The sequence below is a fragment of the Saccharothrix sp. NRRL B-16314 genome, assembly GCF_000716595.1.
Lineage (GTDB): Bacteria > Actinomycetota > Actinomycetes > Mycobacteriales > Pseudonocardiaceae > Actinosynnema.
Window position 1 is genome coordinate 24,687 of sequence record NZ_JNXC01000005.1, and the last position, 24,852, is coordinate 49,538.

25 protein-coding genes and 1 pseudogene are annotated in these 24,852 nt (G+C 69.9%); 12 read left to right on the forward strand and 14 right to left on the reverse strand.

Translation table 11 applies throughout. The features are described 5' to 3' along the window. Positions 1-123: 123 nt before the first annotated feature. Together OQ02_RS11275 and OQ02_RS11280 are read right to left on the reverse strand one after the other, a co-directional pair. The gene (locus OQ02_RS11275; RefSeq protein ID WP_081915526.1) at positions 124-1,479 is read right to left on the reverse strand and encodes an aldehyde dehydrogenase family protein; all 1,356 of its coding nucleotides are present in this window, start codon (positions 1,477-1,479) and stop codon (positions 124-126) included. 69 nt (positions 1,480-1,548) lie between these two features. Then, positions 1,549-2,163: a DsbA family oxidoreductase gene (locus OQ02_RS11280; protein ID WP_033438319.1), complete on the reverse strand. Its 615-nt coding sequence runs from the start codon at positions 2,161-2,163 to the stop codon at positions 1,549-1,551. A 221-nt stretch (positions 2,164-2,384) separates the two neighbouring features. On the opposite strand from OQ02_RS11280, the gene pepN reads away from it, so the two are divergent. From pepN to OQ02_RS11295, 3 genes are all read left to right on the forward strand, one after another. Then, complete coding sequence (gene pepN / locus OQ02_RS11285; protein WP_033438320.1) at positions 2,385-4,946, forward strand: aminopeptidase N; 2,562 nt, start codon at positions 2,385-2,387, stop codon at positions 4,944-4,946. A gap of 72 nt (positions 4,947-5,018) precedes the next feature. Continuing rightward, positions 5,019-5,249 carry a hypothetical protein gene (locus OQ02_RS11290; RefSeq protein WP_033438321.1) on the forward strand — a complete coding sequence of 77 codons (231 nt, stop codon included), beginning with the start codon at positions 5,019-5,021 and terminating at the stop codon, positions 5,247-5,249. Further along, a complete protein-coding gene (locus OQ02_RS11295) occupies positions 5,239-5,547 on the forward strand; it encodes a type II toxin-antitoxin system PemK/MazF family toxin (protein WP_033438322.1) in 309 nt (102 codons plus the stop codon). The genes OQ02_RS11290 and OQ02_RS11295 overlap by 11 nt, the downstream gene beginning before the upstream one ends. Positions 5,548-5,652: 105 nt before the next feature. Here OQ02_RS11295 and OQ02_RS11300 read toward each other — a convergent pair whose 3' ends face one another. Continuing rightward, positions 5,653-6,222 (reverse strand): DUF5753 domain-containing protein, encoded by a 570-nt coding sequence (locus tag OQ02_RS11300; RefSeq protein WP_231499966.1) that lies wholly within the window; start codon positions 6,220-6,222, stop codon positions 5,653-5,655. A 57-nt stretch (positions 6,223-6,279) separates the two neighbouring features. Then, positions 6,280-6,504: pseudogene (locus OQ02_RS47135) on the reverse strand (helix-turn-helix domain-containing protein); the annotation flags it as partial. Between the two features lie 147 nt (positions 6,505-6,651). Between OQ02_RS47135 and OQ02_RS11305 the strand changes: the two are divergent. Continuing rightward, positions 6,652-7,548, forward strand: coding sequence for a helix-turn-helix domain-containing protein (locus OQ02_RS11305; protein ID WP_081915528.1), 897 nt, complete (start codon positions 6,652-6,654; stop codon positions 7,546-7,548). Then, entirely contained in the window at positions 7,545-7,709 is a 165-nt protein-coding gene (locus tag OQ02_RS42285; protein WP_081915529.1) for a DUF397 domain-containing protein, read from the forward strand. The genes OQ02_RS11305 and OQ02_RS42285 overlap by 4 nt, the downstream gene beginning before the upstream one ends. A 59-nt stretch (positions 7,710-7,768) precedes the next feature. Here the strand turns inward: OQ02_RS42285 and OQ02_RS11310 are convergent, their stop codons facing one another. Then, entirely contained in the window at positions 7,769-8,254 is a 486-nt protein-coding gene (locus OQ02_RS11310; RefSeq protein ID WP_033438325.1) for a DUF5130 family protein, read from the reverse strand. After that, entirely contained in the window at positions 8,241-8,486 is a 246-nt protein-coding gene (gene ctaJ / locus OQ02_RS11315; protein ID WP_033438326.1) for an aa3-type cytochrome oxidase subunit CtaJ, read from the reverse strand. The genes OQ02_RS11310 and ctaJ overlap by 14 nt, the downstream gene beginning before the upstream one ends. A 485-nt stretch (positions 8,487-8,971) precedes the next feature. On the opposite strand from ctaJ, the gene OQ02_RS11320 reads away from it, so the two are divergent. Next, entirely contained in the window at positions 8,972-9,445 is a 474-nt protein-coding gene (locus OQ02_RS11320; protein ID WP_033438327.1) for a hypothetical protein, read from the forward strand. Between the two features lie 12 nt (positions 9,446-9,457). Here OQ02_RS11320 and OQ02_RS11325 read toward each other — a convergent pair whose 3' ends face one another. Then, the gene (locus OQ02_RS11325; RefSeq protein WP_197043290.1) at positions 9,458-10,123 is read right to left on the reverse strand and encodes an HNH endonuclease; all 666 of its coding nucleotides are present in this window, start codon (positions 10,121-10,123) and stop codon (positions 9,458-9,460) included. Positions 10,124-10,276: 153 nt separating this feature from the next. Here OQ02_RS11325 and OQ02_RS11330 point away from each other — a divergent pair, with 153 nt between their 5' ends. The 4 genes from OQ02_RS11330 (at position 10,277) to OQ02_RS11345 (ending at position 15,382) form a co-directional block, all read left to right on the forward strand. Further along, positions 10,277-12,370 (forward strand): prolyl oligopeptidase family serine peptidase, encoded by a 2,094-nt coding sequence (locus OQ02_RS11330; protein WP_051772203.1) that lies wholly within the window; start codon positions 10,277-10,279, stop codon positions 12,368-12,370. A 16-nt stretch (positions 12,371-12,386) separates the two neighbouring features. Next, on the forward strand, positions 12,387-13,271 hold the full coding sequence (locus tag OQ02_RS11335; RefSeq protein ID WP_033438328.1) for a mechanosensitive ion channel family protein: 885 nt from the start codon (positions 12,387-12,389) through the stop codon (positions 13,269-13,271). 71 nt (positions 13,272-13,342) lie between these two features. Beyond that, positions 13,343-13,729, forward strand: a complete 387-nt coding sequence (locus OQ02_RS11340; protein ID WP_033438329.1) for a globin — start codon at positions 13,343-13,345, stop codon at positions 13,727-13,729. Between the two features lie 57 nt (positions 13,730-13,786). Beyond that, the gene (locus tag OQ02_RS11345) at positions 13,787-15,382 is read left to right on the forward strand and encodes a glycoside hydrolase family 13 protein (RefSeq protein ID WP_081915531.1); all 1,596 of its coding nucleotides are present in this window, start codon (positions 13,787-13,789) and stop codon (positions 15,380-15,382) included. 161 nt (positions 15,383-15,543) lie between these two features. On the opposite strand, the gene OQ02_RS11350 is transcribed toward OQ02_RS11345, so the two are convergent. The 6 genes from OQ02_RS11350 to OQ02_RS11375 form a co-directional block, all read right to left on the reverse strand. Continuing rightward, positions 15,544-15,978: a hypothetical protein gene (locus OQ02_RS11350; protein WP_051772169.1), complete on the reverse strand. Its 435-nt coding sequence runs from the start codon at positions 15,976-15,978 to the stop codon at positions 15,544-15,546. A gap of 66 nt (positions 15,979-16,044) precedes the next feature. Further along, positions 16,045-16,671, reverse strand: a complete 627-nt coding sequence (locus OQ02_RS11355; protein ID WP_033438498.1) for a hypothetical protein — start codon at positions 16,669-16,671, stop codon at positions 16,045-16,047. Next, on the reverse strand, positions 16,664-17,095 hold the full coding sequence (locus tag OQ02_RS11360) for an acyl-CoA thioesterase (RefSeq protein WP_033438499.1): 432 nt from the start codon (positions 17,093-17,095) through the stop codon (positions 16,664-16,666). Before OQ02_RS11360 ends, OQ02_RS11355 begins: the two co-directional genes overlap by 8 nt. Positions 17,096-17,146: 51 nt before the next feature. Beyond that, positions 17,147-18,091, reverse strand: coding sequence for a DNA glycosylase AlkZ-like family protein (locus tag OQ02_RS11365; RefSeq protein ID WP_033438330.1), 945 nt, complete (start codon positions 18,089-18,091; stop codon positions 17,147-17,149). Further along, positions 18,088-19,080 carry a LacI family DNA-binding transcriptional regulator gene (locus OQ02_RS11370; protein WP_197043291.1) on the reverse strand — a complete coding sequence of 331 codons (993 nt, stop codon included), beginning with the start codon at positions 19,078-19,080 and terminating at the stop codon, positions 18,088-18,090. Before OQ02_RS11370 ends, OQ02_RS11365 begins: the two co-directional genes overlap by 4 nt. Before the next feature lie 11 nt (positions 19,081-19,091). Continuing rightward, positions 19,092-20,642, reverse strand: coding sequence for a glycoside hydrolase family 13 protein (locus OQ02_RS11375; RefSeq protein WP_051772204.1), 1,551 nt, complete (start codon positions 20,640-20,642; stop codon positions 19,092-19,094). A 220-nt stretch (positions 20,643-20,862) separates the two neighbouring features. Between OQ02_RS11375 and OQ02_RS11380 the strand changes: the two genes are divergently transcribed. Further along, on the forward strand, positions 20,863-22,428 hold the full coding sequence (locus OQ02_RS11380; protein WP_231499967.1) for a carbohydrate-binding module family 20 domain-containing protein: 1,566 nt from the start codon (positions 20,863-20,865) through the stop codon (positions 22,426-22,428). Between the two features lie 360 nt (positions 22,429-22,788). On the opposite strand, the gene OQ02_RS11385 is transcribed toward OQ02_RS11380, so the two are convergent. After that, the gene (locus tag OQ02_RS11385) at positions 22,789-23,442 is read right to left on the reverse strand and encodes a response regulator transcription factor (protein WP_156076982.1); all 654 of its coding nucleotides are present in this window, start codon (positions 23,440-23,442) and stop codon (positions 22,789-22,791) included. Positions 23,443-23,707: 265 nt separating this feature from the next. Here OQ02_RS11385 and OQ02_RS11390 point away from each other — a divergent pair, with 265 nt between their 5' ends. After that, a complete protein-coding gene (locus OQ02_RS11390; RefSeq protein ID WP_033438333.1) occupies positions 23,708-24,835 on the forward strand; it encodes a hypothetical protein in 1,128 nt (375 codons plus the stop codon). The last annotated feature ends 17 nt before the right edge of the window (positions 24,836-24,852 follow it).

Here is a 24,852-nt window from a genome sequence, read left to right on the forward strand (position 1 = left end):
CAAGATCGACTGTTCTGAGCGTTGAATTCAGGGGTCCTGAACGTAGGACACGGTGGTCCGGAAGGTACGACTCACGCGTTCTGGACGTAGGACTCACGCGTTCTGGACGTAGGACTCACGGGGTCAGCGTTGGATGGACTTGAGTTCGGTGAACTCGTCCAAGCCGTGTCGGCCGAACTCGCGGCCGGTGCCGGACTGGCGGTAGCCGCCGAACGGGGCACTGGTGTTGAACGCGGCGCCGTTGATGTCCACCTGGCCGGTGCGCAGGCGTTTCGCCACGGCGAGCGCGCGATCCGGATCGGCCGAGAAAACGGCGCCGCCCAGGCCGTAAATGGTGGAGTTGGCGATGCGCACGGCATCGTCCTCGTCGTTGTACGGCATCACGGACAGGACCGGGCCGAAGATTTCCTCCTGCGCGATGACCATGTCCGGGCGAACGTCGCCGAACACGGTCGGAGCCACGTGGAAGCCGCGCTGAGTAGGCGCGTCCGGACCACCCAACGCGAGCTTCGCGCCCGCCTCGACACCGCTCCGGATGTACCCGACCACGCGATCGCGCTGGGCCGCCGACACCGCCGGGCCGATGCGGGTCGCAGGAACGGCCGGATCGCCCGGCTCGTACTTCGACGCGGCGGCCACGGCGATCTCCAACGCCTCGTCATGACGCGACGACGGCACCAGCAGCCGGGTCCACGCGCTGCAAGCCTGACCGTTGTTCATGAACGCGTTCGCCACGCCGATCTTCACCGCGCGCGTCACGTCCGCGTCGTCCAGCACGACGTTCGCGGACTTGCCACCCAGCTCCAACGCCACCCGCTTGACCGTCTCGGCGGCCAGCGCGGATACCCGCCGACCGGCACGCGTCGAACCGGTGAACGACACCATGTCCACCAGCGGGTGGGCCGCCAGCGCCTCTCCGACCACCGGCCCCATGCCGTGGACCAGCGAAAACACGCCCTCGGGCACACCGGCTTCGACCAGGATCGAGGCCAGCAGGTCCGCCGTCATCGGCGCGAGCTCACTCGGCTTGAGCACCACCGCGTTACCCGCCGCCAGCGCGGGCACGACCTTCGCGACCATCTGCTGGAGCGGGAAGTTCCACGGCGTGATGGCGGCGACGACACCGATCGGCTCGCGCAGCACCAGCGAGTTGCCGATCTCCTCGCCGGAGAAGTAGCCGCCCTCGATGACGTCGGCGACTCCCCGCGCGATCCCGACGGGGTTCGGCACCTGCACCCGGGTCGCGAACGTGATGGGCGTGCCCATCTCCGCCGTCATGGTGGCGGCCAGCTCGTCGGTCCGCGCGACCATCGCGTCGGCCACCCGCCGCACCAGCGCCAGCCGCGTGTCCAACGACGTCGCCGCCCACTCCGGGAACGCGGCAACGGCCCTGGTCACGGCCGCGTCCACGTCGGCGGGAGTGCCGGAGCGGACGGTGCCGACGACCTCTTCGGTGGTCGGGTTGACGACCTCGATCACTGCGGACTCCCCGGGGAACGGTGTGACACTCCAAGGCGAAAGCAGCCCCAGAGTGTCACACCGATGACCTCAGGAGAAGTCCAGGTCCCCGGTCCGGGTGCGCTTCAGCTCGAAGAAGTGCGGGTAGCTCGCGAGCGCCCGCGCACCGTCGAAGACCTTCACCGCGTCCTCGCCGCGCGGGATCTTGGTGAGCACGGGACCGAAGAACGCCACGCCGTCGATGTGGATCGTGGGCGTGCCGACGTCCATGCCGACCGGGTCCATGCCGCGGTGGTGGCTGGCACGCAGGTCGGCGTCGTGCTCGTCGGTGTGCGCCGCCTCGGCCAGCTCCGCGGGCAGGCCGACTTCGGCCAGGGCCTCCTTGATGACCTCGTCGTAGTCCTTCCTGCCCTCGTTGTGGAACCGGGTGCCGAGCGCCGTGTAGAGGTCGCGCAGCACGTCGTCGCCCTTGACCTTGGCCGCGGCGATCGCGACGCGCACCGGCCCCCAGCCGAGGGTCATCAGGTCCCGGTACTGGGCGGGCAGGTCACGACCCTCGTTGAGCACGGACAGGCTCATCACGCGGAAGTCGAGGTCGAGATCCCGCTCCTTCTCCACTTCGAGGATCCACCGGGACGAGATCCACGCGAACGGGCAGATCGGGTCGAAGTAGAAGTCGACCTTCGTGCGTCCCTCTGTCGACATGCGGTGTTCCTTCCGTGGCTGTACGTGTTCGGGAACGCCAGGTTCGACGTGTCCCACCGTGGTCAACCAGCCGACCGCACGCAGTCTTCCCTCGGACGCCAGTCCACTTCCCCACGTCCTACGTGATTGGATGCGACTGTCGTGTTCACCGACTCGACACCATCCCCATTCCGACGACGTCGGCGCCGAGATTCCCGTGGCGCCGGCAGACGAGGTGACCAGTGGCGGCACCCAACCTCACCCGCGACCAGGCCCAGCAGAGGGCCGCGTTGCTGGAAGTCGACTCCTACCGGATCGAGCTGGACCTGACCGACGGTGGCGGCAAGCCCGGCTCGGACACGTTCCGCTCGACCACGACGGTGGCCTTCCGCAGTCGCACGCCCGGCGCGTCCTCGTGGGTCGACATCGTGGCCGCCAACGTCCACCGCGCCGTGCTCAACGGGCACGAGCTGGACGTCTCCGCGTACCGCGAGGAAGACGGCGTCCACCTGCCCGACCTGGCCGAGGTCAACGAGCTGACGATCGAGGCCGACTGCCGGTACATGAACACCGGCGAGGGCCTGCACCGGTTCGTCGACCCGGTCGACGGCGAGGTCTACCTGTACTCGCAGTTCGAGACGGCGGACGCCAAGCGCATGTTCGCCTGCTTCGACCAGCCGGACCTGAAGTCCGTCTACGACCTGGCGGTGACCGCGCCGCACCACTGGAAGGTGGTCTCCAACGCGGCGATCGAGTCCACTGTGGACGGTGTCGGTGGCGCCGACAGGCACGTCTTCGGCACCACGAAGCCGATGTCGACGTACCTGGTCGCGCTGGTCGCGGGCCCGTACGCGGAGTGGCGCGACGAGTTCACCGACGGCGAGACGACGATCCCGCTGGGCATCTACTGCCGCGCGTCGCTCGCGCCGCACATGGACCACGAGCGGCTGTTCACCGAGACCAAGCAGGGTTTCGGCTTCTACCACCGCGCGTTCGGGGTGAAGTACCCGTTCGGCAAGTACGACCAGTGCTTCGTGCCCGAGTTCAACGCGGGCGCGATGGAGAACGCGGGCTGCGTCACGTTCCTGGAGGACTACGTCTTCCGCAGCCGCGTCACCCGCTACCTGTACGAGCGCCGCGCCGAGACCGTGCTGCACGAGATGGCGCACATGTGGTTCGGCGACCTGGTGACCATGCGCTGGTGGGACGACCTGTGGCTGAACGAGTCGTTCGCCACCTGGGCGTCGGTGCTGGCGCAGGCCGAGGCCACCGAGTACCGCCAGGCGTGGACGACGTTCGCCAAGATCGAGAAGTCGTGGGCGTACCGGCAGGACCAGCTCCCGTCCACGCACCCCGTGGCCGCGGACATCCCGGACCTCCAGGCGGTCGAGGTCAACTTCGACGGCATCACGTACGCCAAGGGCGCCAGCGTCCTCAAGCAGCTGGTGTCGTACGTGGGCCTGGACAACTTCCTGGCCGGGCTCCGGGTGTACTTCGGCAAGCACGCCTGGGGCAACGCGACCCTCGCGGACCTGCTCAACGCGCTGGAGGAGGCGTCCGGCCGCGACCTGTCGTGGTGGAGCGCGCAGTGGCTGGAGACCACCGGCCTGAACCTGCTGCGCCCCAAGTACTCCGTCGACGCGCAGGGCCGGTTCACCGACTTCGCGGTGCTCCAGGGCGGCGCGCGGCCGGGTGCGGGCGAGCTGCGCACGCACCGGCTGGCGATCGGCGTGTACGACTCGGACGAGAGCGGCAAGCTCGTCCGCACGCACCGGGTCGAGCTGGACGTGTCCGGCGAGCGCACCGAGGTGCCCGACCTGATCGGTGTGCCGCGGGGCAAGCTCGTGCTGGTCAACGACGACGACCTCACGTACTGCACGATGCGGTTGGACGCCGATTCGCTGGCGTCGCTGATCGACCACATCGCCGACATCGCCGAACCGCTGCCGCGCACGCTGTGCTGGTCGGCGGCGTGGGAGATGACGCGCGAGGCCGAGCTGAAGGCCCGCGACTTCGTGAACCTCGTGCTGAGCGGGTTGGGCACGGAGACCGAGGTCGGCGTGGTGCAGCGGCTGCTGCTGCAGGCGCAGACGGCGCTGTCGTCGTACGCGGACACGTCGTGGCGGGACGAGGGCTGGCGGAAGTTCACCACCCGGGTGCTGGCGCTGGCGCTGGCGGCCGAGCCCGGTTCGGACCACCAGCTGGCGTTCGTGAACGCGCTGGCCGGGTCGGTGCTGGACGAGCCGACGCTGGGCGTGGTGCGGGGTTGGCTGGACGGCACGGACACGCTGGCCGGTCTGGACGTCGACACCGACCTGCGGTGGCGGCTGCTGCAAGCGCTGGTCGCGCACGGTGCCGCGTCGCTGGAGGAGGTCGTCGCCGAGGAGGAGCGCGACCCGACCGCGACCGGGCGGCGCAAGGCCGAGTCGGCGCGGGCGCTGCGGCCGACGATCGAGGCCAAGGACGAGGCGTGGGACCGGGCGGTGAACGACGACGAGCTGCCGAACGCGGTGTCGGAGGCCATCATCGCCGGCATCCAGCACCCCGGCCAGAAGGCGCTGTTGCAGCCGTTCGTGGCGCGGTACTTCGCCGACGTGGCGAACGTGTGGGAGCGGCGGTCCAGTGAGCGGGCGCAGTCGATGGTCGTCGGCCTGTTCCCGTCGTGGTCCATCTCGAAGGACACGGTGACGGCGGCCGACGAGTGGTTGGCCGAGGAACGCCCGCCCGCCCTGCGGCGGTTGGTCTCCGAGGGTCGTGCGGGCATCGTCCGCGCCCTGGCGGCCCAGGAGTTCGACCGGTCCTGAGCCGGATGTGCGACATGTGGTGCCACTCGAACGTGTCACCACATGTCGCACACTTCGCCATACAGTTGTGGTGTGGGCACTATCACCTTCCGCCCGGACGGCGAGGCCGAACGGGCCCTCGCGACGTTGACCGCGAACGGACGCAGCGCTTCAGCCGCGATTCGCGACGCGTTGCTCCTGGCGGCCAAGGTGCAGCGGGCCGGTGAGTTGCGCGCGGAAGCGCTGGCGCTGGCCGCAGATCCCGACGACGTGGCGGAAGCACGTGCCGTGCTCGCGGATCTGGAGCCCTTGCGTGCGTGGTGAGATCTACCGCCTTCGTCCCCCGCGCAACGCCACGGGACAGGAACAGGGCAGCCGCTACGCGGTCGTCGTCCAATCCAGCGCGCTGCCGTTGAGCACGTGGCTGGTCGCGCCGACGTCGACATCGGCCCGACCGGCGACGTTCCGCCCCGAGATCGACCTGAACGGGCAGCCGACCAAGGTGCTCGTCGAGCAGACCACGGCCATCGACCCGGAGCGCTTGGGCGATTTGGTGGACACCCTTGCCCTGCACGAGATGAACGCGGTCGACGCCGCACTCCGCATCGTGCTGGACCTCTGAGCCAGGGGTGGGTGGCCCCGGGCACTGGGCTGCGGATGGTCGGCGCGAGTTCTTCCGCGAGCTCGAACTCCCCTGACGAACCCCATCGAACACCGCCGCCGTCCGTCAGGTGCGGGTGTCGCGGTCGTAGGCGTCGGCCCAGCGGGCCAGCACGGCGCGTGACTCGGTCGGGGGCAGGACCAGGCGCTCCAGGTGGTTCATCTTGACCTGGTACGCGGTGATCGCGCCGGGGTCGTCGTGGAAGACGGTTGCGGTCTCCGTCTCGGTGTAGGCCAGCGGTTTGACGGGCGCGGTGAAGGTCAGCAGGGTCGCGGGATGGCGCAGCGCCACGTGCAGCGGCGCGTTCATCGGGATGACGCGCGGGTGGATCTGATCCCAAGCACACATCAGCGTCAGGCGCAGCAACTGGTCGCGCATGACCTTCCGATCGCCGACGACCAGGCGCAACGCGGCCTCGTGGAGGTAGATCACCGTCTCCGGGCCGCCGGTCCGGCGCAGCACCTCCTGCCGCGTCATCCGGGCCTGGGTGACGGCCCGGTTCCTGGTCAACGCGTACGCGTAGTCCTCGGTCTGGGCCAGGCTCGGCACCGTCAACGGCTCGTACGAGGTGACCGTGCGGGCCGTGTGCTCGTGCACGGCCAGCGCGGTCAACGTGTCCGAGGACGAGTCGTGCATGCGCAGGAAACTGCCCGTGTCGGCTTCACTGGCAATGGCCAGAACCCGGTCACGAGTCGGTTTGTCGGCACCGCAGCGACCGAGCAGCGTGCTGATTTCGCAAGGGCTCGTGCCGCGCGTGCCGGTTTCGAGTTTCGACAGTTTTCCCAGCGACCACCCCAGCGCCTCGGCCACGGTGCCCGACGACATCCGGGCCCGGTGCCGGACCCGGCGCAATTCCTCCCCCAATTCCCGACTGCGGGCAGTGCTCAGCCGCACAGGCGGCCGTTCTTCGGACTCCATGTCTCCCCTTGGTACGAGACGCGACGGGTGGTGGGCGCCGCGCGGTCCTCGCGCGCTCCAACCACCCGCCGCGCATGTCCGACCAGCGTGCGGACCGGTCGGCAGCTGTGTTGCACAACAGAGTGTCCGGCCGCGAACAATCGGTCAATGCCCTTATCGAGCGAAAGACCGGACCACCGGTCCCGCTTTAAGCTGCATATTATGAAACGCAATACCCCGAAAGCCATCGAGTTGGGCGCGCTCCTGCGCAACGCCCGTGAGGCGAACAATCTCAGCCAGCGCGCGCTCGGCCGGAAGATCGGTGTCATCCACTCGCTGCTCTCACGCAACGAAAGCGGGCAACGCGTTCCGGCGCTGACCGAAGTGATCCGCATCCTCGACCCGCTCGACATCCCCGATCGTGTACGGAAAGAAATCCTCGCGCTGGCCGAGGACACCACCGGAACACCCCTGGAAGTGATCGAACTGCCCGCACCGCGCACACAACTCGCCGCACTGGTCGAGGTCGAGCAGCTGGCCAACGAGGTGGTGAACTGGTCCCCGCTGCTCGTACCGGGCCTGCTCCAGGTGAGCTCCTACACCCGAACGATCATGGAGGCCGCCCGCCTGCCGCACGAGGAGATCGCCACCCGCGTCGCGATCCGGATGGGCCGGCGCGACATCCTCACCCGCCGCGACCCGGTCCGCTACACCGCGCTCATCGGCGAGGGCGTGCTGGGCCAGAAGTTCGGCGGCCCGAACGTGATGGCAGAGCAGTTCGACCACCTGCTGATGATGAGCGCGCACGAGAACGTCGACCTCCGCGTCGTGCCCACCGCGACCCGCTGGCACCCCGGGCTCTGCGGCCCCTTCTTGCTGATCAAGTGCGACGGCACGTCGTTCGTGCACCTGGAGAACCCGGTCAGCTCGCTGTTCGTCCAGGAGCCTGACGCGGTGGCCGGCTTCGAGGCGTGCGTGCCACAGTTGCTCGAGGTCGCGATGAGCCCGGAGCAGTCCTTCGAGGTCATCGCCCGGGAGGCGGACCGGACGACGGGAGTCGCATGACGGTGCGGTGGAAGAAGTCCAGCAGGAGCAGCGACAGCAGCGACTGCGTCGAGGTGGGCAGCCACCTGGGCGCGGTCCGGGACAGCAAGAACCCGGCCGTGGTGCTGGCGGTCGGCCCGACGCGGTTGAGGGCGTTCGTGCAGGCGCTCAAGACCCGCTAAGCGCGAGGGCCCCGGCTCGTCGCCGGGGCCCTCACTTCGTCACGCTCGCGTCGTCGGGTTCAGCGCTGCTTGGGCGCGCTGCCCGCCTGGTCGGTCAGCATCCGCAGGCCGCTCACGAGTCCGCCGGCGAGGTCGCCCTCCTTGAAGGACGCGACCATGCTCATCACGGCGAGCTTGGCGCCGCGATCGGCGATGCGGCGGCGGGACTCCTCGCCCGTCACCACCTCGACCACGCGCTCACCCGGCGACACCGCGATCAGCACCGCGTGTGCGGGGCGCGTGGTGCTCGCGTGCAGCTCCTCGGCCTTCTCCCGGACGTCGGGGCCGAGTTCGCCGATGTACACGCTGTAGTCCAGTCCGGTGGTCCGGCTGGCCAGCGTCACCGCCTCGTCCAGGCTCGCCAGCTGGACCGGCGTGAACGGCAGGCTCGGCGCGTGCGGCTCGTACATCTTCGCGGCGGACACGCGACCGCTGTTGGTGACGACCGCGCCGACCTCCAGGGTCGAGGGGTCCACGTCCGCCCTCGTCAGCTCACCAGTTGCCACGGGCACCTCCCTTGGCGGTACGGCCCTCGGCCTGGGTCGCGGCGGCCTGGTGCGCGCCGCCGGTCAGCCCGGCGGGGTTCGCGCCCCACCAGACGGGGGCGTAGTTCCATTCCTGGCCCGGGCGGTACCGCTGGATGCGGGTGGCCTTCGGCCTCAGCGTCAGTAGCGTGATCACGCCGTAGATGGCCAGCGGGATCAGCGCGAAGACGAGCATGGTCTCCACGATGGTCACGCCGGTTACGGTAACCGATCGTCCTGGTCACGTGAGGGCGAGGGCACCTGTTCCCACACCGGCGAGGGCTCGACGGGTGCTCGGCGACGTCCGACCGGGCGCTCTATCTGTGAACGCGGGCGGGGAGGGGCGGCTCGTCACCCCGCGTTCGGCGGTGACCGCATCATGGGACCGGGGCCTCCGGCCGCGGCACCGGTTCCGCCACCGGCACGGGCCCCGTCACCCGACATGGGTCGATGTGATCTCCGCGACCCCTACCTGCGGTGATGTCACCCTCAGTGTCCATAGGTACCGGATGCACTAGATCGGCCGCTCGATCGTCGCAGTGCGTACACCCGGACGGCCTTCCCCCATACGGAGGCGTATGGCGGCCGGTTTGGCGTCTTGTACTGGGCCCACTCGGCTTCTAGCTTTTCACCTGTACGGGTCTTGCAAATCCGATTCCGGATCCTAATTCCCGCCCGATGAGTCTCGGAGGACACGACATGTACACCGTGAACCTTGCCCTGGTCGCCGCTCTCACCCTTTCGTCGTACGCCCAATTGGAGCAGAGCGTTACGACCGATCAGCGCCCCGCCGAGCTCGCTTCGTCGGTCCGCATCACCTCCGGGGACTCCGTTCGGATCACGGCGACGTCGACGCAAGGCTCCGTCCGGATCACCTCCTACGACTACGACTCGGTCCGGATCACCGCCGCCGACCCGGCCTCGGTGCGCATCACGGGTTCGGTGCGGATCACGGGCTCGGTGCGCATCACGGGTTCGGTCCGGATCACCGGCGACGACACCGGCTCGGTCCGGATCACGGGCGACGACACCGGCTCGGTGCGCATCACCGGTGACGACACGGACTCCGTCCGGATCACGGGCGACGACACCGACTCGGTCCGCATCACCGGGACCGAACCGGGCTCCGTGCGCATCACTTCGGACCGCGAGGACTTCGTCCAGGCGGCGTGAGGGAGCGAACGCCTAGGCCGCGGGCTCGCCCAGGTAGGGCAGCCACAGCGGGTCGGCTTCGGTGACGCCGGCCAGCAGCCGCCAGTGCGGCCCGCGGGGAGCGTTCGGGACCACGCGCAGGCGCCAGCCGAGCTCCGAGAGGAGCTTGTCCGCCTTGCGGTGGTTGCACTTGGCGCAACAGGCCACGCAGTTCTGCCACGAGTGGGGACCACCCCGGCTGCGCGGCACGACGTGGTCGATCGTCTCGGCGCGCCCGCCGCAGTACGCGCAGCGGTACCGGTCGCGGTGCATCAACCCGGCCCGGGTGAGCGGGACACGGCCGCGGTAGGGCACCCGCACGTAGTTCGCCAGCCGGATCACCGACGGGACGACGACCTCGGACGACGAGGAGTGGACGACGGCCCCGGCGGGATCGCCGTGCACCACCTCGGCCTTCCCGCACACGACGAGGACCACCGCGCGCCGCAGGGGCAGCGCGGTGAGCGGTTCGAACGTGGCGTTGAGCAGCAGGACCTTGCGTCTACCCCAGGGCAACACCACGGGCGCCTGACCGGCCCCCTCCCCGTCGACCACAGCGTGCACGGACGCGACCACGAGCTGTTTTTGGCCGAACGGTGCCGACGACGCGTTCCCGGCGTTCACCAGGGCGCCGATCGGGGTGGGTTGTCGGTCTGGCACGCGACCACCTCCACCGGTTCAGCAATAGCAGACCACAGATCGACCCCAAAAATCACCTGTGATATGCGACGTGTCACGGACCCGAGATCGAAACATCGGGTGAACACACCCCTATCGAAGATGGTTTTCATCGTGGCCGCTACGCTCACCGGGGTGACTGAGGCCTCCCCCGCAGCGCTGCCTGCGACGATCACCTATCCCGCCGCGGCACGGCTCGACCTCGTCGAGGACCTGCACGGACACCCCGTGGCCGATCCGTACCGCTGGCTGGAGGACGCCACCGACCCCCGCACCGCCGACTGGTCCGCCAGTCAGGACGTGCTGGCGAGGTCGTGGCTGGACGCCATGCCCGGACGTGACGCGCTGGGCGCCCGGCTCACCGAGCTGACGCGGACCGGGTCCGTCGGCGCGCCGGTGTGGCGGGCCGGGCGGTCGTTCTACACCCGGCGCGGGCCGGACCAGGACCACCCCGTGCTGTACGTGCGGGTGGACGGCGTGGAGCGGGTGCTGCTGGACGTGTCGGTGGTCGACCCGACCGGGCGGACCACGTTGGACCGGTGGTCGCCCTCCCTCGAGGGCACGCGGCTCGCCTACCAGCTCTCCGTCGGCGGCGACGAGCACTCGTTGTTGCACGTCGTCGACGTCGACTCCGGCGAGTTGCTGGACGGGCCGGTCGACCGGTGCCGGTACTCGCCGGTGGCCTGGCTGCCGGGCGGGGAGGAGTTCTTCTACGTCCGCCGGATCGACCCGGAGCTGGTGCCGGAGGACGAGCGGCAGTTCCACCGGCGGGTGTGGCGGCACCGGGTGGGCGCGCCGGCGTCGGACGACGTGAACGTGCACGGTGACGGGCTCGACCACACGTACTACTACGGGGTGTCCCTGTCCGAGGACGGTCGGTGGCTGCTCGTGAACGGTGTGCCGGGCACCGTGCGGCGGGACTCGGTGTGGATCGCCGACCTGCGCGGTTCCGGCGAGTTGCGGCCGGTCGTCTCCGCCGACGACGGCGCGCAGTGCTCGGCGTGGGTCGCACCGGACGGTCGGCTCTACCTGCGGACCAGCCTCGACGCGCCGCGGTTCCGGCTGTGCGTCGCCGACCCGGCGACGCCCACCGAGTGGACCGAGCTGGTGGCCGAGCAGCCCGACTCCGTGCTGGACGCGGTGACGTGGCTGGACGGGGCGCTGGTGCTGCGGCGGACCCGGCACGCGGTGTCGGAACTGCACCTGCACTCCCCCGACTCCGGCGCGCACCTGCGGGAGGTGCCGCTGCCCGGGACGGGGTCGCTGCACGGGTTGTCCACAGTCGACGCGCGCACGGTGGCGGACCGTGACGTGCTGTGGTTCGGGTGGTCCGACTTCACAACGCCCACGTCGGTGTACCGGTACTCGCTCTCCGAGGGCCGGACGGAGCTGGAGACGGCGGCGCCCGGAACGGTCGCCTTGCCGCAGGTGTCCACACAACAGCTGTCGTACACGTCGTCGGACGGGACGGTCGTGCGAATGTTCGTGGTGTCCGGAGAACAGCACCCGGACCTGCCCCGGCCGACGTTGCTCACCGGGTACGGCGGTTTCGCGGTCGGGCGGGGGCCGGGGTACAGCGCGACGACGTTGGCCTGGGTCGAAGCGGGCGGTGTGTGGGCGCACGCGTCGTTGCGGGGCGGTGACGAGGAGGGAGAGGAATGGCACCAGGCAGGGATGCGTGACCGGAAGCAGAACGTGTTCGACGACTTCCACGCGGCGGCCGGGAAGCTGATCGAGGACGGGTGGACCACGCCTCAGCAGCTGTCGATCATGGGCGGGTCGAACGGCGGGCTGCTGGTCGGTGCGGCGATGACGCAGCGACCGGAGCTGTACGCGGCGGCGGTGTGCTCGGCGCCACTGCTGGACATGGTGCGGTACGAGAAGTTCCTGCTCGGGCGGCTGTGGGCGGAGGAGTACGGCTCCGCAGCGGTGCCGTCGGAGCTGGCGTGGCTGCTGGCCTACTCCCCGTACCACCAGGTCCGGTCCGGGGTTGAGTACCCTTCGGTCCTGTTCACGGTCTTCGAGTCGGACAGCCGCGTGGACCCCAACCACGCCCGGAAGATGTGCGCGGCGCTCCAGCACGCGACGTCGAGTGATCCGACCAAGCACCCCGTGCTGCTCCGCCGCGAGACCGAGGTGGGGCACGCGGGCCGATCGGTGAGCCGATCGGTCGGCCTGGCCGTGGACCAGTTGACCTTCCTGGCCTGGACGACCGGCCTCGATCTGTGAGTGGAGGACTGAGCAGGTGAACGTGGAGGCGACCCTCGCCGTCGAGTGGTGGGTGGTCAACGGGCCGAAGATCGCCGAAGGCGGGCTGCGGATCGCGTTGACCATGATCATCGCGGTGGTGGTCCGGTTCCTGCTCCGCAGGCTGATCGACCGGATGACCCGCGGCAACGGCGGCCGGAAGCCGAAACTGCTCAAGCCGCTGCGGGAGCGCGCGCCGCAGGCCCTGGGCGCCCTGGTCTCCGAGCGGCGCGAGCAGCGGGCCAAGACCATCGGCTCGGTGCTCAAGTCCTTCGTCACGATCATCGTGTTCGGCGTGGCGTTCATCCAGATCCTCACCGAACTGGGCATGAACCCCGCGCCGATCCTCACCTCGGCGGGCATCCTCGGCGTCGCCATCGGTTTCGGCGCCCAGAACCTGGTCAAGGACTTCCTGTCCGGCATGTTCATGATGCTGGAGGACCAGTACGGGGTCGGTGACGTGGTCGACCTCGGCCCGGCGACCGGCACGGTCGAGTCGGTGGCGCTGCGGATCACCACGATCCGCGACACCAACGGCACCGTCTGGTACGTCCGCAACGGCGAGATCCTGCGGGTCGGCAACTCGTCGCAGGGGTTCGCGGTGGCGGTGGTCGACCTGCCCCTCGGCTACGGGGCGAACCTGTCCTCGGCCGCCGACGTGCTGACCAAGGCCGTGGTCGCGGCGACCGACGAGGAGACCCTGGCCAAGGACGTCATCGACAAGCCGCAGGTGCTGGGTGTGGAGAAGGTCACGCCCGAGGGCATCACCATGCGGGTCACGGTGAAGGTGCGGCCGGGCAGGCAGTGGGCGGTCCAGCGCGCCCTGAGGGCCAAGCTGATGCCGGCGCTGGAGGAGGCGGGCATCTCGCTGAAGTCGTCCTAGACCGGCCCTGGGCCCTTGTCGTAGGCCCCTGCGCGTGGGCTTCCGGTTGAGGGCTGAGGCAGGATGGAGGGGTGACCACTCCTCCGGAGAACTTCTACGAAGCAGTGGGCGGGTACGAGACGTTCCACAAGATCGTCGCGCGCTTCTACGAGGAAGTGGCCCACGATCCCGTCCTGCGCCCGATGTACCCCGAGGAAGACCTCGGTCCCGCCGAGGAGCGCTTCCGGCTGTTCCTCATGCAGTACTGGGGCGGACCGCACACGTACTCGGACAACCGCGGTCATCCTCGGTTGCGGATGCGCCACGCTCCGTTCGTGATCGGTCCCGTGGAGCGGGACGCTTGGCTGCGGTGCGCCAAGGTGGGGGTCGACTCCGTTGATCTCTCCCCGGAGCACCGGGCGCAGCTCTGGGCCTACCTGGAGATGGCCGCCAACAGCATGATGAATGCCTGGGTGTGATTCTTGATCACCCGAACGGGGTCGTGGTGTCCGTCGCGAATGGCAGGATGACGTCTCGTGCGACGATCCTCCGATCTGCAACCAGAGATCGCCGACGAGTCCGCCTGGTGGCGTGACGCCGTCTTCTACCAGGTCTACGTCCGGTCCTTCGCCGATTCCAACGGTGACGGCGTGGGCGACCTCGACGGCATCCGCTCCAGGCTCGGCTACCTCGAACTGCTCGGTGTGGACGCCCTGTGGCTCACACCGTTCTTCACCTCGCCCATGGCCGACCACGGGTACGACGTGGCCGACCCGCGCGACGTCGACCCGCTGTTCGGCGACCTGGCCGCGTTCGACCGGCTGGTCGCCGAGGCGCACGAGCACAACCTCAAGGTCACCATCGACCTCGTGCCCAACCACACCAGCGACCGGCACCAGTGGTTCCAGGCCGCGCTGCGGGCCGGGCCGGGTTCGGTCGAGCGGGACCGGTACGTGTTCCGGGACGGCGGTGGGTTCGACGGGTCCGTGCCGCCCAACAACTGGCCGAGCCAGTTCGGCGGGCCGGCGTGGACGCGGGTTCCGGACGGGCAGTGGTACCTGCACCTCTTCGCGCCCGAGCAGCCCGACCTGAACTGGGACAACCACGAGGTCTCGGCGGACTTGGCGCGCACGCTGCGGTTCTGGCTGGACCGCGGGGTGGACGGCTTCCGGATCGACGTGGCGCACGGGATGGCCAAGCCCTACGGGTTGCCGAACATCGATCCGCGGACCGAGATCGGCGCCGGGGTGATGCACGACAACTCGGTGGACCCCCGGTTCGACAACGACGGGGTGCACGAGGTGCACCGGATGATCCGCAAGGTCATCGACGAGTACCCGGGCCGGATGGCCGTCGGCGAGGTCTGGGTCAAGGACGACGAGCGGTTCGCCAAGTACGTGCGGCCCGACGAGCTGCACCTCGGGTTCAACTTCCGGTTGGTCGAGGCGTCGTTCGACGCGGACAGCGTGCGGGCGGCGATCGAGCACTCGCTGGGCGCGGTCCGCGGGCTGGACACGCCGCCGACCTGGACGTTGTCCAACCACGACGTGACGCGGCACGTGACGCGGTACGGCGGTGGCGCGGTAGGCGCGCAGCGGGCGCGGGCGATGACGCTGGTGGAGCTGGCCCTGCCGGGCGTGGTCTACCTGTACAACGGCGAGGAGCTGGGGCTCCCGGACGTGGAGCTGCCGGACTGGGCGTTGCAGGACCCGATCTGGCTGCGGTCCAGGCACACGCTGCGCGGCCGTGACGGCTGCCGCGTGCCGCTGCCCTGGGAAGGCGACACCCCGCCGTTCGGGTTCTCGCAGGCCCCCACCACCTGGCTGCCGCAGCCGAACGAGTGGGCGGGCCTGACGGCGGAGTCGCAGCTGGAAGACCCGGAGTCGATGCTGTCGTTCTACCGGCACGCCCTGGAGCTGCGGAAGTCGCACAGCGCGTTCAACGGGGACGACCTGGAGTGGTACGGCGCGCCGCCCGGGTGCTTCGCGTTCCGCCGCAAGGGCGGCGGCCTGATCTGCGCGCTGAACACGTCCGGCGGCCCAGTACCCCTGCCGCCCGGCGAGGTGCTGCTGGCCAGCGGTCCGATGGACGGCAACCAGCTGCCGTCGGACACGGCCGTCTGGCTGGCTTAGCCCCGCGGTCGTCCACGGGCTGCCCGGTTGTCCACAGGCAGCCCGTGAGCGACGTAGAGCGTCGGCCCTGCCTCATCTTCGAGGGCACGTTCCCGGTGATGACGGCATGCCTGATGTCCCGCTGGTACCGGCGAAGTGCGACAGGTCCAGCCGTCGCCGGCTCAGTGGAGGATCGGCTCGATCCCGGTGAGCACGGCTGTCAGGAGGCCCGCGCCGCGGCGTGTCCGCTCATCAGGGTGCCCGGTCAGCACCTCGCACTCCCGGACGGCGGCATCCCGCTCGTCGGAGAACACCGCGAACACGTCGCGCACTGCTGTTCCGACCCAGTCGGCGTGGTTCGGATCGGCCGCTGCGAGCGCTGAGGCGACCGCCGCGAGCCCGACCGCGTCCCCACGTCGCAGCAACGCCTCCGCCGTTGCGCGGGTGACGAACGTGTCACCCGCGTCGAGCACGAGGGCGAGCAGCGGCCCTCGTGCTGCGGGCATCTCGGCGAAACTGGCCAGGCAGCGGCCTGCGTCCGCCCTGTCGCGGTAGTCGGCGCTTCCCGCCAGGTCGACCAGGGCGGCCACCACCGCGTTCCTCGCCTCGTCACTCATGGACGCGGGTCGAACGTGAAAGCCGGGGCCGCCTGGCAGGAACCCCTGCGCAGCGCGTGCGCCCCATCAGACCAGCAGGGGCAGCATGGAGTGCCGGCGGCGGACTACGGCACCGAAGCGGGCGTCGATGCGCATCCACGAGTCGGTGGCCGTGATCCGCACGTCGTCACCGCCCAGGAAACCCATGCCGGACAACGCGAACAGGCACCGCATCGGCACCTTCACGTCCAGCCCCGACCCGCTCACCGTGATCACCGTCTGGTCCAGCAGCGACGCGGGCGGCGTGCCGCGTGGGCCGGCGTTCTCGCGCGCCACCTCCACGCCCTTCTCCGCCAGCTCCGACACGACGCTGCCGGGCAGCCGGTCCACCGGCAGCCAGCCCGTCGACGGCGGCAGGGCCGAGCGCCACATCATGTCCCGCGCCGGACCGGGGTCGACGGTTTCGCTGCGCACCACGGCCAGGCCGGTGAGCAGGTCCGTGCCGGACACCGTCACGTCGTTCGGGGTGATCTGCCCGGCGACGGTCCGGGTGGCCAGCGCGTCGAACGGCGTCGCCACCCAGGCGTCCACCAGGCCGCCGGACGCGCGGTTGCGCAGCCGCACGACCGCTTGGCCTTCCAGCCGCACGGCTCGGGCGACGAAAGCGCCGAGGTCGTCCCGCTCCGCGGGGTCGGCGAGGACCAGCTCAGGCACCATTGCCTCCGGCACGCCAGCCCGCGAGGAAGTCGCGCTCGGCTTCGAGAAGACGGCGCGGACGTCCGGCCGTCAGGTTGTAGGGCACCATCAGGGTCTCCGCCTTCGTGACCACGGCGCTGCCCTCCCGGCGGTCTTCGCGCACCGCGTAGTCGAGCGTGAACGACGCCGACTTCAGTTCCCGCACCGACATCTCCACCACGATCTCACCGCCCGTGAACATCAACGGCGCGAGGTAGTCCACCACCAGCCTGGCCACCACCACGCCCTTGGCCATGTCCGGCACGCCGTGCCGGGTCGCCTCGGTGAACAGCAGGTCGATCCGTGCCTCTTCGAGCAACGTCACCGTGTTGGCGTGGTTGACGTGACCGTAGGCGTCCATGTCCGACCAGCGCGGTCGAACACCCGTGACGAACACACCCAACTTGAACGCGCCTCCCGGTTCCGATGCGGTGGCAGTGACCCTATCCACGTGCTACACCCAGGTTAAGGCCGCATCCACCTGGAGGAATCGGCCCAGGTCCGCGACCTCCTCGGCGATCTCCCCGGCGAGCTCGGGCCGCGCGCCGAACGAGTGGACGGCGATCCGCGCGCCGTCCCGCCGCCACACCGCGACGACCTTGCCGTCCACGACGACGTGGGGCGTGAGGAAGCCACCGCCGGTCTGGACGAGCGGCGCGTGCTCCGGTGCCAGCGCCGACGAGCGGTCGCGGTAGCCGAGCAGGTAGGGGTCGAAGTGGCCGAGCATGCGGACCGCGCCGTTCGGCTCGGCCGGTTCGCCGGTCACCTCGGGGAGGTCCTTGAGCAGCCGTCTGGGCAGGCCGCTCCACGTGGCGAAGTCGTCGGGCGTCGCCGGGCCGTAGGCACGCCGGTAGCGCCGCCACAGCTCGTCCACGCCACGCGGTTCGCACTCGATGCGCAGCAGCCGGTAGGTGTCGTCCTGGCCCCGGCAGAGCACGCCGGAGTTCGCCGCGAACGCCAGCAGGTGGGCAGGGGCCTGCGACTTGGGGTCCAGGACGATGCCGACGTTGGCCAGGCGGCGGACGACCTCGGCACGTTCCAGCGGCTCGGTCAGGACTTCGCGGAGCGCGGGTAGCGCGCGCTCGCACAGTTCGTCGGTGAGGCCCAACTGGTCGCGGCGACGTCGTCCGGTGGCGATGAAGGTCGGTCCGACGAGGTTCACGACCCACAGGTCGTCCTCGTGGAGCAGGTGGAGCGTCCCGCGCATGGCCCACGTGCGCACTAGAGGGCCGTCAAGGGACCGGACACCCCTGGCGCGCGCTGCGAGCCGTGCTGCGGGCATGTCCTGGGCCTGCAAGGCGAAAACGGACCCGAACAGGTCCGTCACGTCGGTTGCCGGGTGCGAGAGCCGTTGCGCCCGCATCCGCCGGGCCAGGACCTGTTCGACGGACGCGGTCATCTGGGGCGGGCGCCCGTCGAGCCGCGCACCACCAGCTCGGGCTGGAACACGAACTCCGCGTGCGGTGCGGGGGTGCCGCCGATCTCCTCCAGCAACGCGTGCACGGCGGCCTGCCCCATCGCCTCGACCGGCTGGCGGATCGTGGTCAGCGGCGGGTCGGCGAACACGATCAGCGGCGAATCGTCGAAGCCGACGACGGAGATGTCGCGCGGGACTGCGAGACCGCGCTGACGCGCCGCGCGGATCGCGCCGAACGCCATCAGGTCGCTGCCGCACACGATCGCCGTGCAGCCGCGGTCCAGCAGGGCGTTCGCCGCCGCCTGCCCGCCCTCGACCGTGAACAGGGAGTGCTCGACCAGGTCGGACGCCTGCGGGCGGACGAGCGTGAAGCCCTCCACCATGCGCTGGGCGGGCACGAACCTCGGCGGGCCGACCGCCAGCCCGATCGCCTCGTGGCCCAGCTCCAGCAGGTGCGTGACGGCGAGCCGGACGGCCGCCCGGTTGTCCACCGACACGAACGGCGCGGACACCTGGTCGGTGTACCCGTTGATCATCACGAACGGCACGCCGCGCCCGGCCAGCTTCACGTACCGGTCCTTGTTCGCCGTCGTGTCGGCGTGCAGCCCGGACACGAAGACGATGCCGGTGACGCCGCGGTCGACCAGCATGTCGGTCAGCTGGTCCTCGGTCGAACCGCCGGGCGTCTGCGTGCACAGCACCGGCGTGTAGCCGTCGCTGGTCAGCACCTGCTCGATGACCTGCGCGAACGCCGGGAAGATCGGGTTGTTCAACTCGGGGGTGATCAACCCGATCAACCCGGCGCTGCGCTGGCGGAGCCTGGGCGGTCGCTCGTAGCCGAGCACGTCCATCGCGGCGACGACGGCCTGGCGGGTGCTCGCGGACACGCCTGGCTTGCCGTTGACCACCCGGCTGACCGTCGCCTCGCTCACGCCTGCCTGGGTCGCGATGTCACTGAGCCGCGCTGTCACACCGTGTGACTCTACGGGCGCGAGAGCCACACGGTCGTGTCTGCCGGCACGAGGACGTCCGTGCCTTCAGTAGCGCAACCACCCGACGACAGCAGCACCTCGCCGTCGACCGGCAGCCGTGCCACGTCCGGGCCGAAGTTCACCACGCACGTGAAAGCGCCCCGGCGGAAGGACAACAGGCCCTCGGGGACCTCCAGCCACTCCACCTCGGAGCCCGCACCCAGATCCGGGTGCTCGTGCCGCACCCGCAGCGCGCTGCGGTACAGCTCCAGCACCGAGTTCGGGTCGCCCTGCTGCGCGGCGACGCTGAGCCGCGCCCAGTCCGCCGGCTGCGGCAGCCACGAACCGCCGTCGCCGAACCCGAACGACGGGCCGTCCGCCGTCCACGGGATCGGCACGCGGCAGCCGTCCCGGCCGCGGTCGGTGTGCCCGGACCGGACCCACACCGGGTCCTGGAGGACGTCCTCCGGCAGGTCCAGCACCTCGGGCAGGCCCAGTTCCTCGCCCTGGTAGACGTACGCGCTGCCGGGCAGCGCGAGCATCAGCAGAGCGGCGGCCCGCGCCCGCGCCACGCTCCCGTACCGCGTCACGTGCCGCTGCACGTCGTGGTTGGACAGCACCCACGTCGTCGGCGCGGACACCGGCGCCATCGCGGCGAGCGAGTCGTCGATGACCTGCTTGAGGTCGGCGGCGGTCCACTCGGCGGTCAGGTAGTGGAAGTTGAACGCCTGGTGCAGCTCGTCGGAACGCAGGTAGCGGGCGGTGCGCTCCGGGCTCGGCGTCCACGCCTCGGCCACGCCGATCCGGCTGCCCGGGTACGAGTCGAGCACCTTGCGCCAGTCGCGGTAGATCTCGTGCACGCCGTCCTGGTCGAAGAACGGCAGCGCCTCCGTGCCCAGCAGCTTGAGGTGGCCCGGCGTGCCGACGTCCGGCAGGCCGTCCGCCTTGATCATCCCGTGGGCCACGTCGATGCGGAAACCGTCAACGCCGAGGTCGAGCCAGAAGCGCAGGACGTCCAGGAACTCGTCCCGCACCTCGGGCTGGTCCCAGTTCAGGTCCGGCTGCTCCGGGGCGAACAGGTGCAGGTACCACTGGCCGTCGGCGGTCTTCGTCCAGGCGGGGCCGCCGAAGACGGACTCCCAGTCGTTCGGCGGCTGGTCGCCCCGGCCGTCGCGGAAGTGGTAGCGGGCGCGTTCGGGAGAACCGGGAGCGGCTTCGAGGGCCTGCCGGAACCACTCGTGCTGGTCGCTCGTGTGGTTCGGGACGAGGTCCACGATCACCCGGATGCCGAGGTCGTGCGCGTCGTCCACGAGGGCCTTCGCGTCCTGCGTGGTGCCGAACTGCGGGTCGACCACGCGGTAGTCGGCGACGTCGTAGCCGCCATCGGCCATCGGGGACTTGTAGAACGGCGTGATCCACACCGCGTCCACGCCCAGTTCGGCGAGGTAGGGCAGCCGGGAGCGGATGCCGGGCAGGTCACCGACGCCATCACCGTCCGAGTCGGCGAAGCTGCGCACGTAGACCTGGTAGATGACGGCCTCGCGCCACCAGTCCTGCGTCATGGGGGTGTCCTTCCGGATCGGTTCCGCGCCGGTGGGCAATGAAATACTTTGCAAGTGTTTTCAGCAAGTCTGCCGGCTGGTATGACCTAAAGCACATCCCTGCCAGCGAGGAGACATCGTGGTTTCCCTCAGCCGACGCGCCCTGTGCGCGATAGCCGTACTGCTGTTCAGCCTGTTGGCCGTACCGCAAACTTTTGCAGCTCCGCCATCCGCCAAGGACGTGACCGCGACCCTGTTCCAGTGGCCGTTCTCGCGGGTCGCCGCCGAGTGCACGAACGTTCTCGGGCCGAGAGGCTACGGGTTCGTGGAGGTGTCACCGGCCACCGAGCACATCCAGGGCTCCCAGTGGTGGACGTCGTACCAGCCCGTGAGCTACCGGATCGCCGGACGCCTCGGTGACGAGGCCGCGTTCCGGAACATGGTGGACACCTGCCACGCGGCGGGCGTGAAGGTCATCGCGGACGCGGTGATCAACCACATGAGCGCCGGGTCGGGGACGGGCACCGGCGGTTCCTCGTACACGAAGTACAACTACCCCGGCATCTACAGCGACTGGGACTTCCACTCCTGCCGGTCCCACATCAGCGACTACCGCAACCGCGACAACGTGCAGAACTGCGAGCTCGTCGGGCTGTCGGACCTGAACACCGGCAGCGACTACGTGCGCGGGCGGATCGCGTCGTACCTGAACCACCTGATCTCGCTCGGGGTGGACGGGTTCCGGATCGACGCGGCCAAGCACATGCCGGCGGCCGACCTGTCCGCGATCAAGTCGCGGTTGAGCAACCCGGGCGTGTTCTGGGTGCACGAAGTGATCTACGGGGCCGGTGAGGCCGTGCAGCCGGGCGAGTACACGGGCTCGGGTGACGTGGACGAGTTCCGGTACGCGTACGACATCAAGCGGATCTTCAACAACGAGAACCTGGCGTACCTGAGCACGTTCGGGCAGTCGTGGGGCTACCTGCCGAGCGGGCAGGCGCGGTCGTTCGTGGACAACTGGGACACCGAGCGCAACGGGTCGACGTTGACGTACAAGGACGGGTCCACCTACACGCTGGCGAACGTGTTCATGCTGGCATGGCCCTACGGGGCTCCGAACGTGTACTCGGGGTACGAGTTCTCGAACCACGACGCCGGGCCGCCTTCGGGGTCGGAGTGCTACACGTCGGGGTGGAAGTGCCAGCACCGGTGGACGCAGATCTCCTCGATGGTGCAATTCCGCAACGCGGTCGCCGGGACGTCGGTGGTGAACTGGTGGGACAACGGCGGCGACGCGATCGCGTTCGGCCGGGGCGGCAAGGGGTTCGTGGCGATCAACCGGGAGTCCTCGTCGTTGACGCGGACGTTCCAGACCTCGTTGCCGGCCGGGTCCTACTGCAACGTGCAGAAGGACGGGTGCGTGGCGGTTGCCGTGGGGTCGAACGGGCAGTTCACGGCGACGTTGGCTGCAGGTGAGGCGTTGGCGCTGCACGTCGGTGCGACGGGTGGGGGCACCCCGCCGCCCGCCGGCACGGCGTCGTTCTCGGTGAACGCGACGACTTCGGTGGGGCAGAACATCTTCGTCGTCGGTGACCACGCTTCGCTCGGCGCGTGGAACCCGGCCAACGCGGTGGCCCTGTCGTCCGCCGCCTACCCGACTTGGCGGGGGTCCGTGTCGCTGCCGGCGGGGACTTCGTTCCAGTACAAGTACATCCGGAAGGATGCGGGCGGGGCGGTGACGTGGGAGAGCGGGACGAACCGCACCGCCACGGCACCCGTGACGCTGTCCGACACCTGGCGCAACTAGCACACCGAGCACGTTCCAGCCCGTCAGACGCACACCGACACGGCACACACCGACAACGACAGACACCGGCACGGCACACCGCTCGTCGACCCAGCACTCGTCGACCCAGTGCTCGTCGACCCGGCGCTTGGCGGGGGCGCGCTTCGCAGGCGTCCCCGCCAAGGGACCCCTGTCTTGATTTTACCGACGGGGTCCGACAATTCCGTGGCTTCGGTTTCCCAAAGCCGGAAGCGCGGCCCGACTCCAAGCCACCTGGACGCGCGACTCCCACTCGACTCGCGCGTTCTGAGCGTTGAACTCATGCGTTCTGAACGTAGGACTCACGCGTTCTGAACGTAGGACTCACGGGGGGTGGGTGGGTCAGGCGACGCGGGTGGTGGTGATCAGGCCGTCTTCGAGGGCGCGTTGGTACAGCTCCACCGTGGAGCCCGCGGCGCGGCCGGCGGCGCGGTACTTGCAGCGGATGCGCTCCAGGTAGGTCTTCACAGTGCCCTCCGAGAGGCCCAGCGAACGGGCTACCGCGAGCCTGGTCCGCCCCTCGGCCACACCACGCAGCACCTCCACCTCGCGGTCCGACAGGACCGGCCGACGGGAAGGCACGGACAACAGGGCGCCTTGGGCCGACAGCCGGGTCAGGTAGTGGCCCCCGGCTGCCACCGCGACCACGGCGTCGACCAGGTCCGACAACGGCGCGCGCTTGGACACGTAGCCCTTCGCCCCGGCGGCGAGCGCGGCAAGCACGACGTGAGGCGCCTCGTCGGTGCTGTGCACGATCACTCCGGCACCAGCGGAGCACAGCTGTGAAACCGGCTGGGTCGGCCCGGCCGGGGACGGGTCGATCAGCACCACTCCGGGCAACGGACCGGCGACCAGCAGGTCACCCACCGAACGCACCGCCGCCACCACCCTGATCCGCCGGCCCGGCTGGTTCTCCAGCCAGAGCGCCGCCCCGTCGCGGTACATGGAGCGGTCGTCGACGAGCCCCAACTCGATCGGCACACACTCGTCCGGCACGCTGCCCCCATCCGACTGGCCCTGCTGCTGTCAGCATGTTCGACGCGCCAGAAGGCTCCCGGTTGGCCCCGAAGACCGGCTTGACGCCGAAAGTGCCGCCGAAAGCGCCGCCCAGAGCGCCCCCGAAAGGCCGCCGGTCGACCGGCGGACAGCCGGTGAGGGCCGAACCGCCGACTCGTCACCAAGCCGGTCCGCCCGCACTCTCAGGGCTCGTCCCACGAAGGGGTCGGTCCGGGAAGGGCCGATCCAGCACAAAGGGGAGAACATGCGCAGGCTCGTCAACCCCGTGGTGGTCACCCTGGTCGCGGCGACAGCCGTCGTCACCGCCGGCACCGCGAACGCCGACACCGGCCCGGTCGCCGGCGCAGGCTACGTGTGGGCGAACAGCCCGACCGCGGCGTCCTACACGCCCGACCCGACCTACCAGATGAACAGCATCGGACCCACGACGAGAAACACGATCACCAGACGTGGCACCGGCTATTACGCGGTGACCTTCACCGGGTTGGGGATCGCGGGCGGCGTCGCCCACGCCACCGCGTACGGGAACAACACGCACCAGTGCAAGCCCGACACCTGGGTGGTGTCCGGCAGCGACCAGAGCGTCGTCGTCCGCTGCTACACCCTCGCCGGCGCGCCGGTCGACAGCATGTTCACCGCGAGCTTCACCAACAAGCGGGTCTGGCCGGGGTTCGACTACGGCCGGACCTACCCGGGCGGCTACGTGCACCTGACCAGCCCGAGCAGCGCGAACTCCACGCCGCCGCTCCACCAGCAGTTCAACTCGATGGGCATGACCAACACGGTGTCCCGCACCGGCGTCGGCACCTACGCCGTCTTCCTGCCCGAGATCGGGCGCACCACCGCGGGTGGGCACGCCAGGGTGACGGCGGCCGGTTACGGCGCCACGCGGTGCAAGGTCGTGAACTTCGGCTGGACGTCACCGTCCTCGACCATCCGGGTCAACATCCGGTGCTTCAACGCCGCCGGCACCCCGACCGACTCGCGGTTCGCGATGACCTTCACCGACCGCACGAACACCTTCGGCCTCAACGGCTGCTGCAACCCCGACGGCCACCAGTCGGCCTACGCGCTGGCCAACAACCCCACCGGCGCGTCGTACACGCCGAGCTTGTCCTACCAGCACGAGGTCCCGTCCGGCGGCGCGACGGCGAGCCGTTCCGGCACCGGCAACTACTCCATGCGGTTCACCCACGCCGACCTCGCCACGGGCCACGTGCACGTGGCCGCCACCGGCTGGGACGCCGAGTTCTGCAAGGTGCACTCCTGGGGACCGGACAGCGGGATCAACGTCCGCTGCTTCAGCCCGACGGGCGCGCCCGTGGACACCCCGTACGAGCTCGACTACACCGGCCCGTGGCTCCTGGGCTGACCGGAAGACCCGGTCGG

Bases quoted from the DNA above. Each gene is read 5' to 3' on its own strand.
- OQ02_RS11280 (WP_033438319.1), bottom strand. From the start codon at position 2,163: ATGTCGACAGAGGGACGCACGAAGGTCGACTTCTACTTCGACCCGATC.
- OQ02_RS11300 (WP_231499966.1), bottom strand. From the start codon at position 6,222: ATGCACGACTCGTCCTCGGACACGTTGACCGCGCTGGCCGTGCACGAG.
- OQ02_RS11305 (WP_081915528.1), top strand. From the start codon at position 6,652: ATGCCCTTATCGAGCGAAAGACCGGACCACCGGTCCCGCTTTAAGCTG.
- OQ02_RS42285 (WP_081915529.1), top strand. From the start codon at position 7,545: ATGACGGTGCGGTGGAAGAAGTCCAGCAGGAGCAGCGACAGCAGCGAC.
- OQ02_RS11320 (WP_033438327.1), top strand. From the start codon at position 8,972: ATGTACACCGTGAACCTTGCCCTGGTCGCCGCTCTCACCCTTTCGTCG.
- OQ02_RS11350 (WP_051772169.1), bottom strand. From the start codon at position 15,978: ATGAGTGACGAGGCGAGGAACGCGGTGGTGGCCGCCCTGGTCGACCTG.
- OQ02_RS11365 (WP_033438330.1), bottom strand. From the start codon at position 18,091: ATGACCGCGTCCGTCGAACAGGTCCTGGCCCGGCGGATGCGGGCGCAA.
- OQ02_RS11375 (WP_051772204.1), bottom strand. From the start codon at position 20,642: ATGACGCAGGACTGGTGGCGCGAGGCCGTCATCTACCAGGTCTACGTG.
- OQ02_RS11390 (WP_033438333.1), top strand. From the start codon at position 23,708: ATGCGCAGGCTCGTCAACCCCGTGGTGGTCACCCTGGTCGCGGCGACA.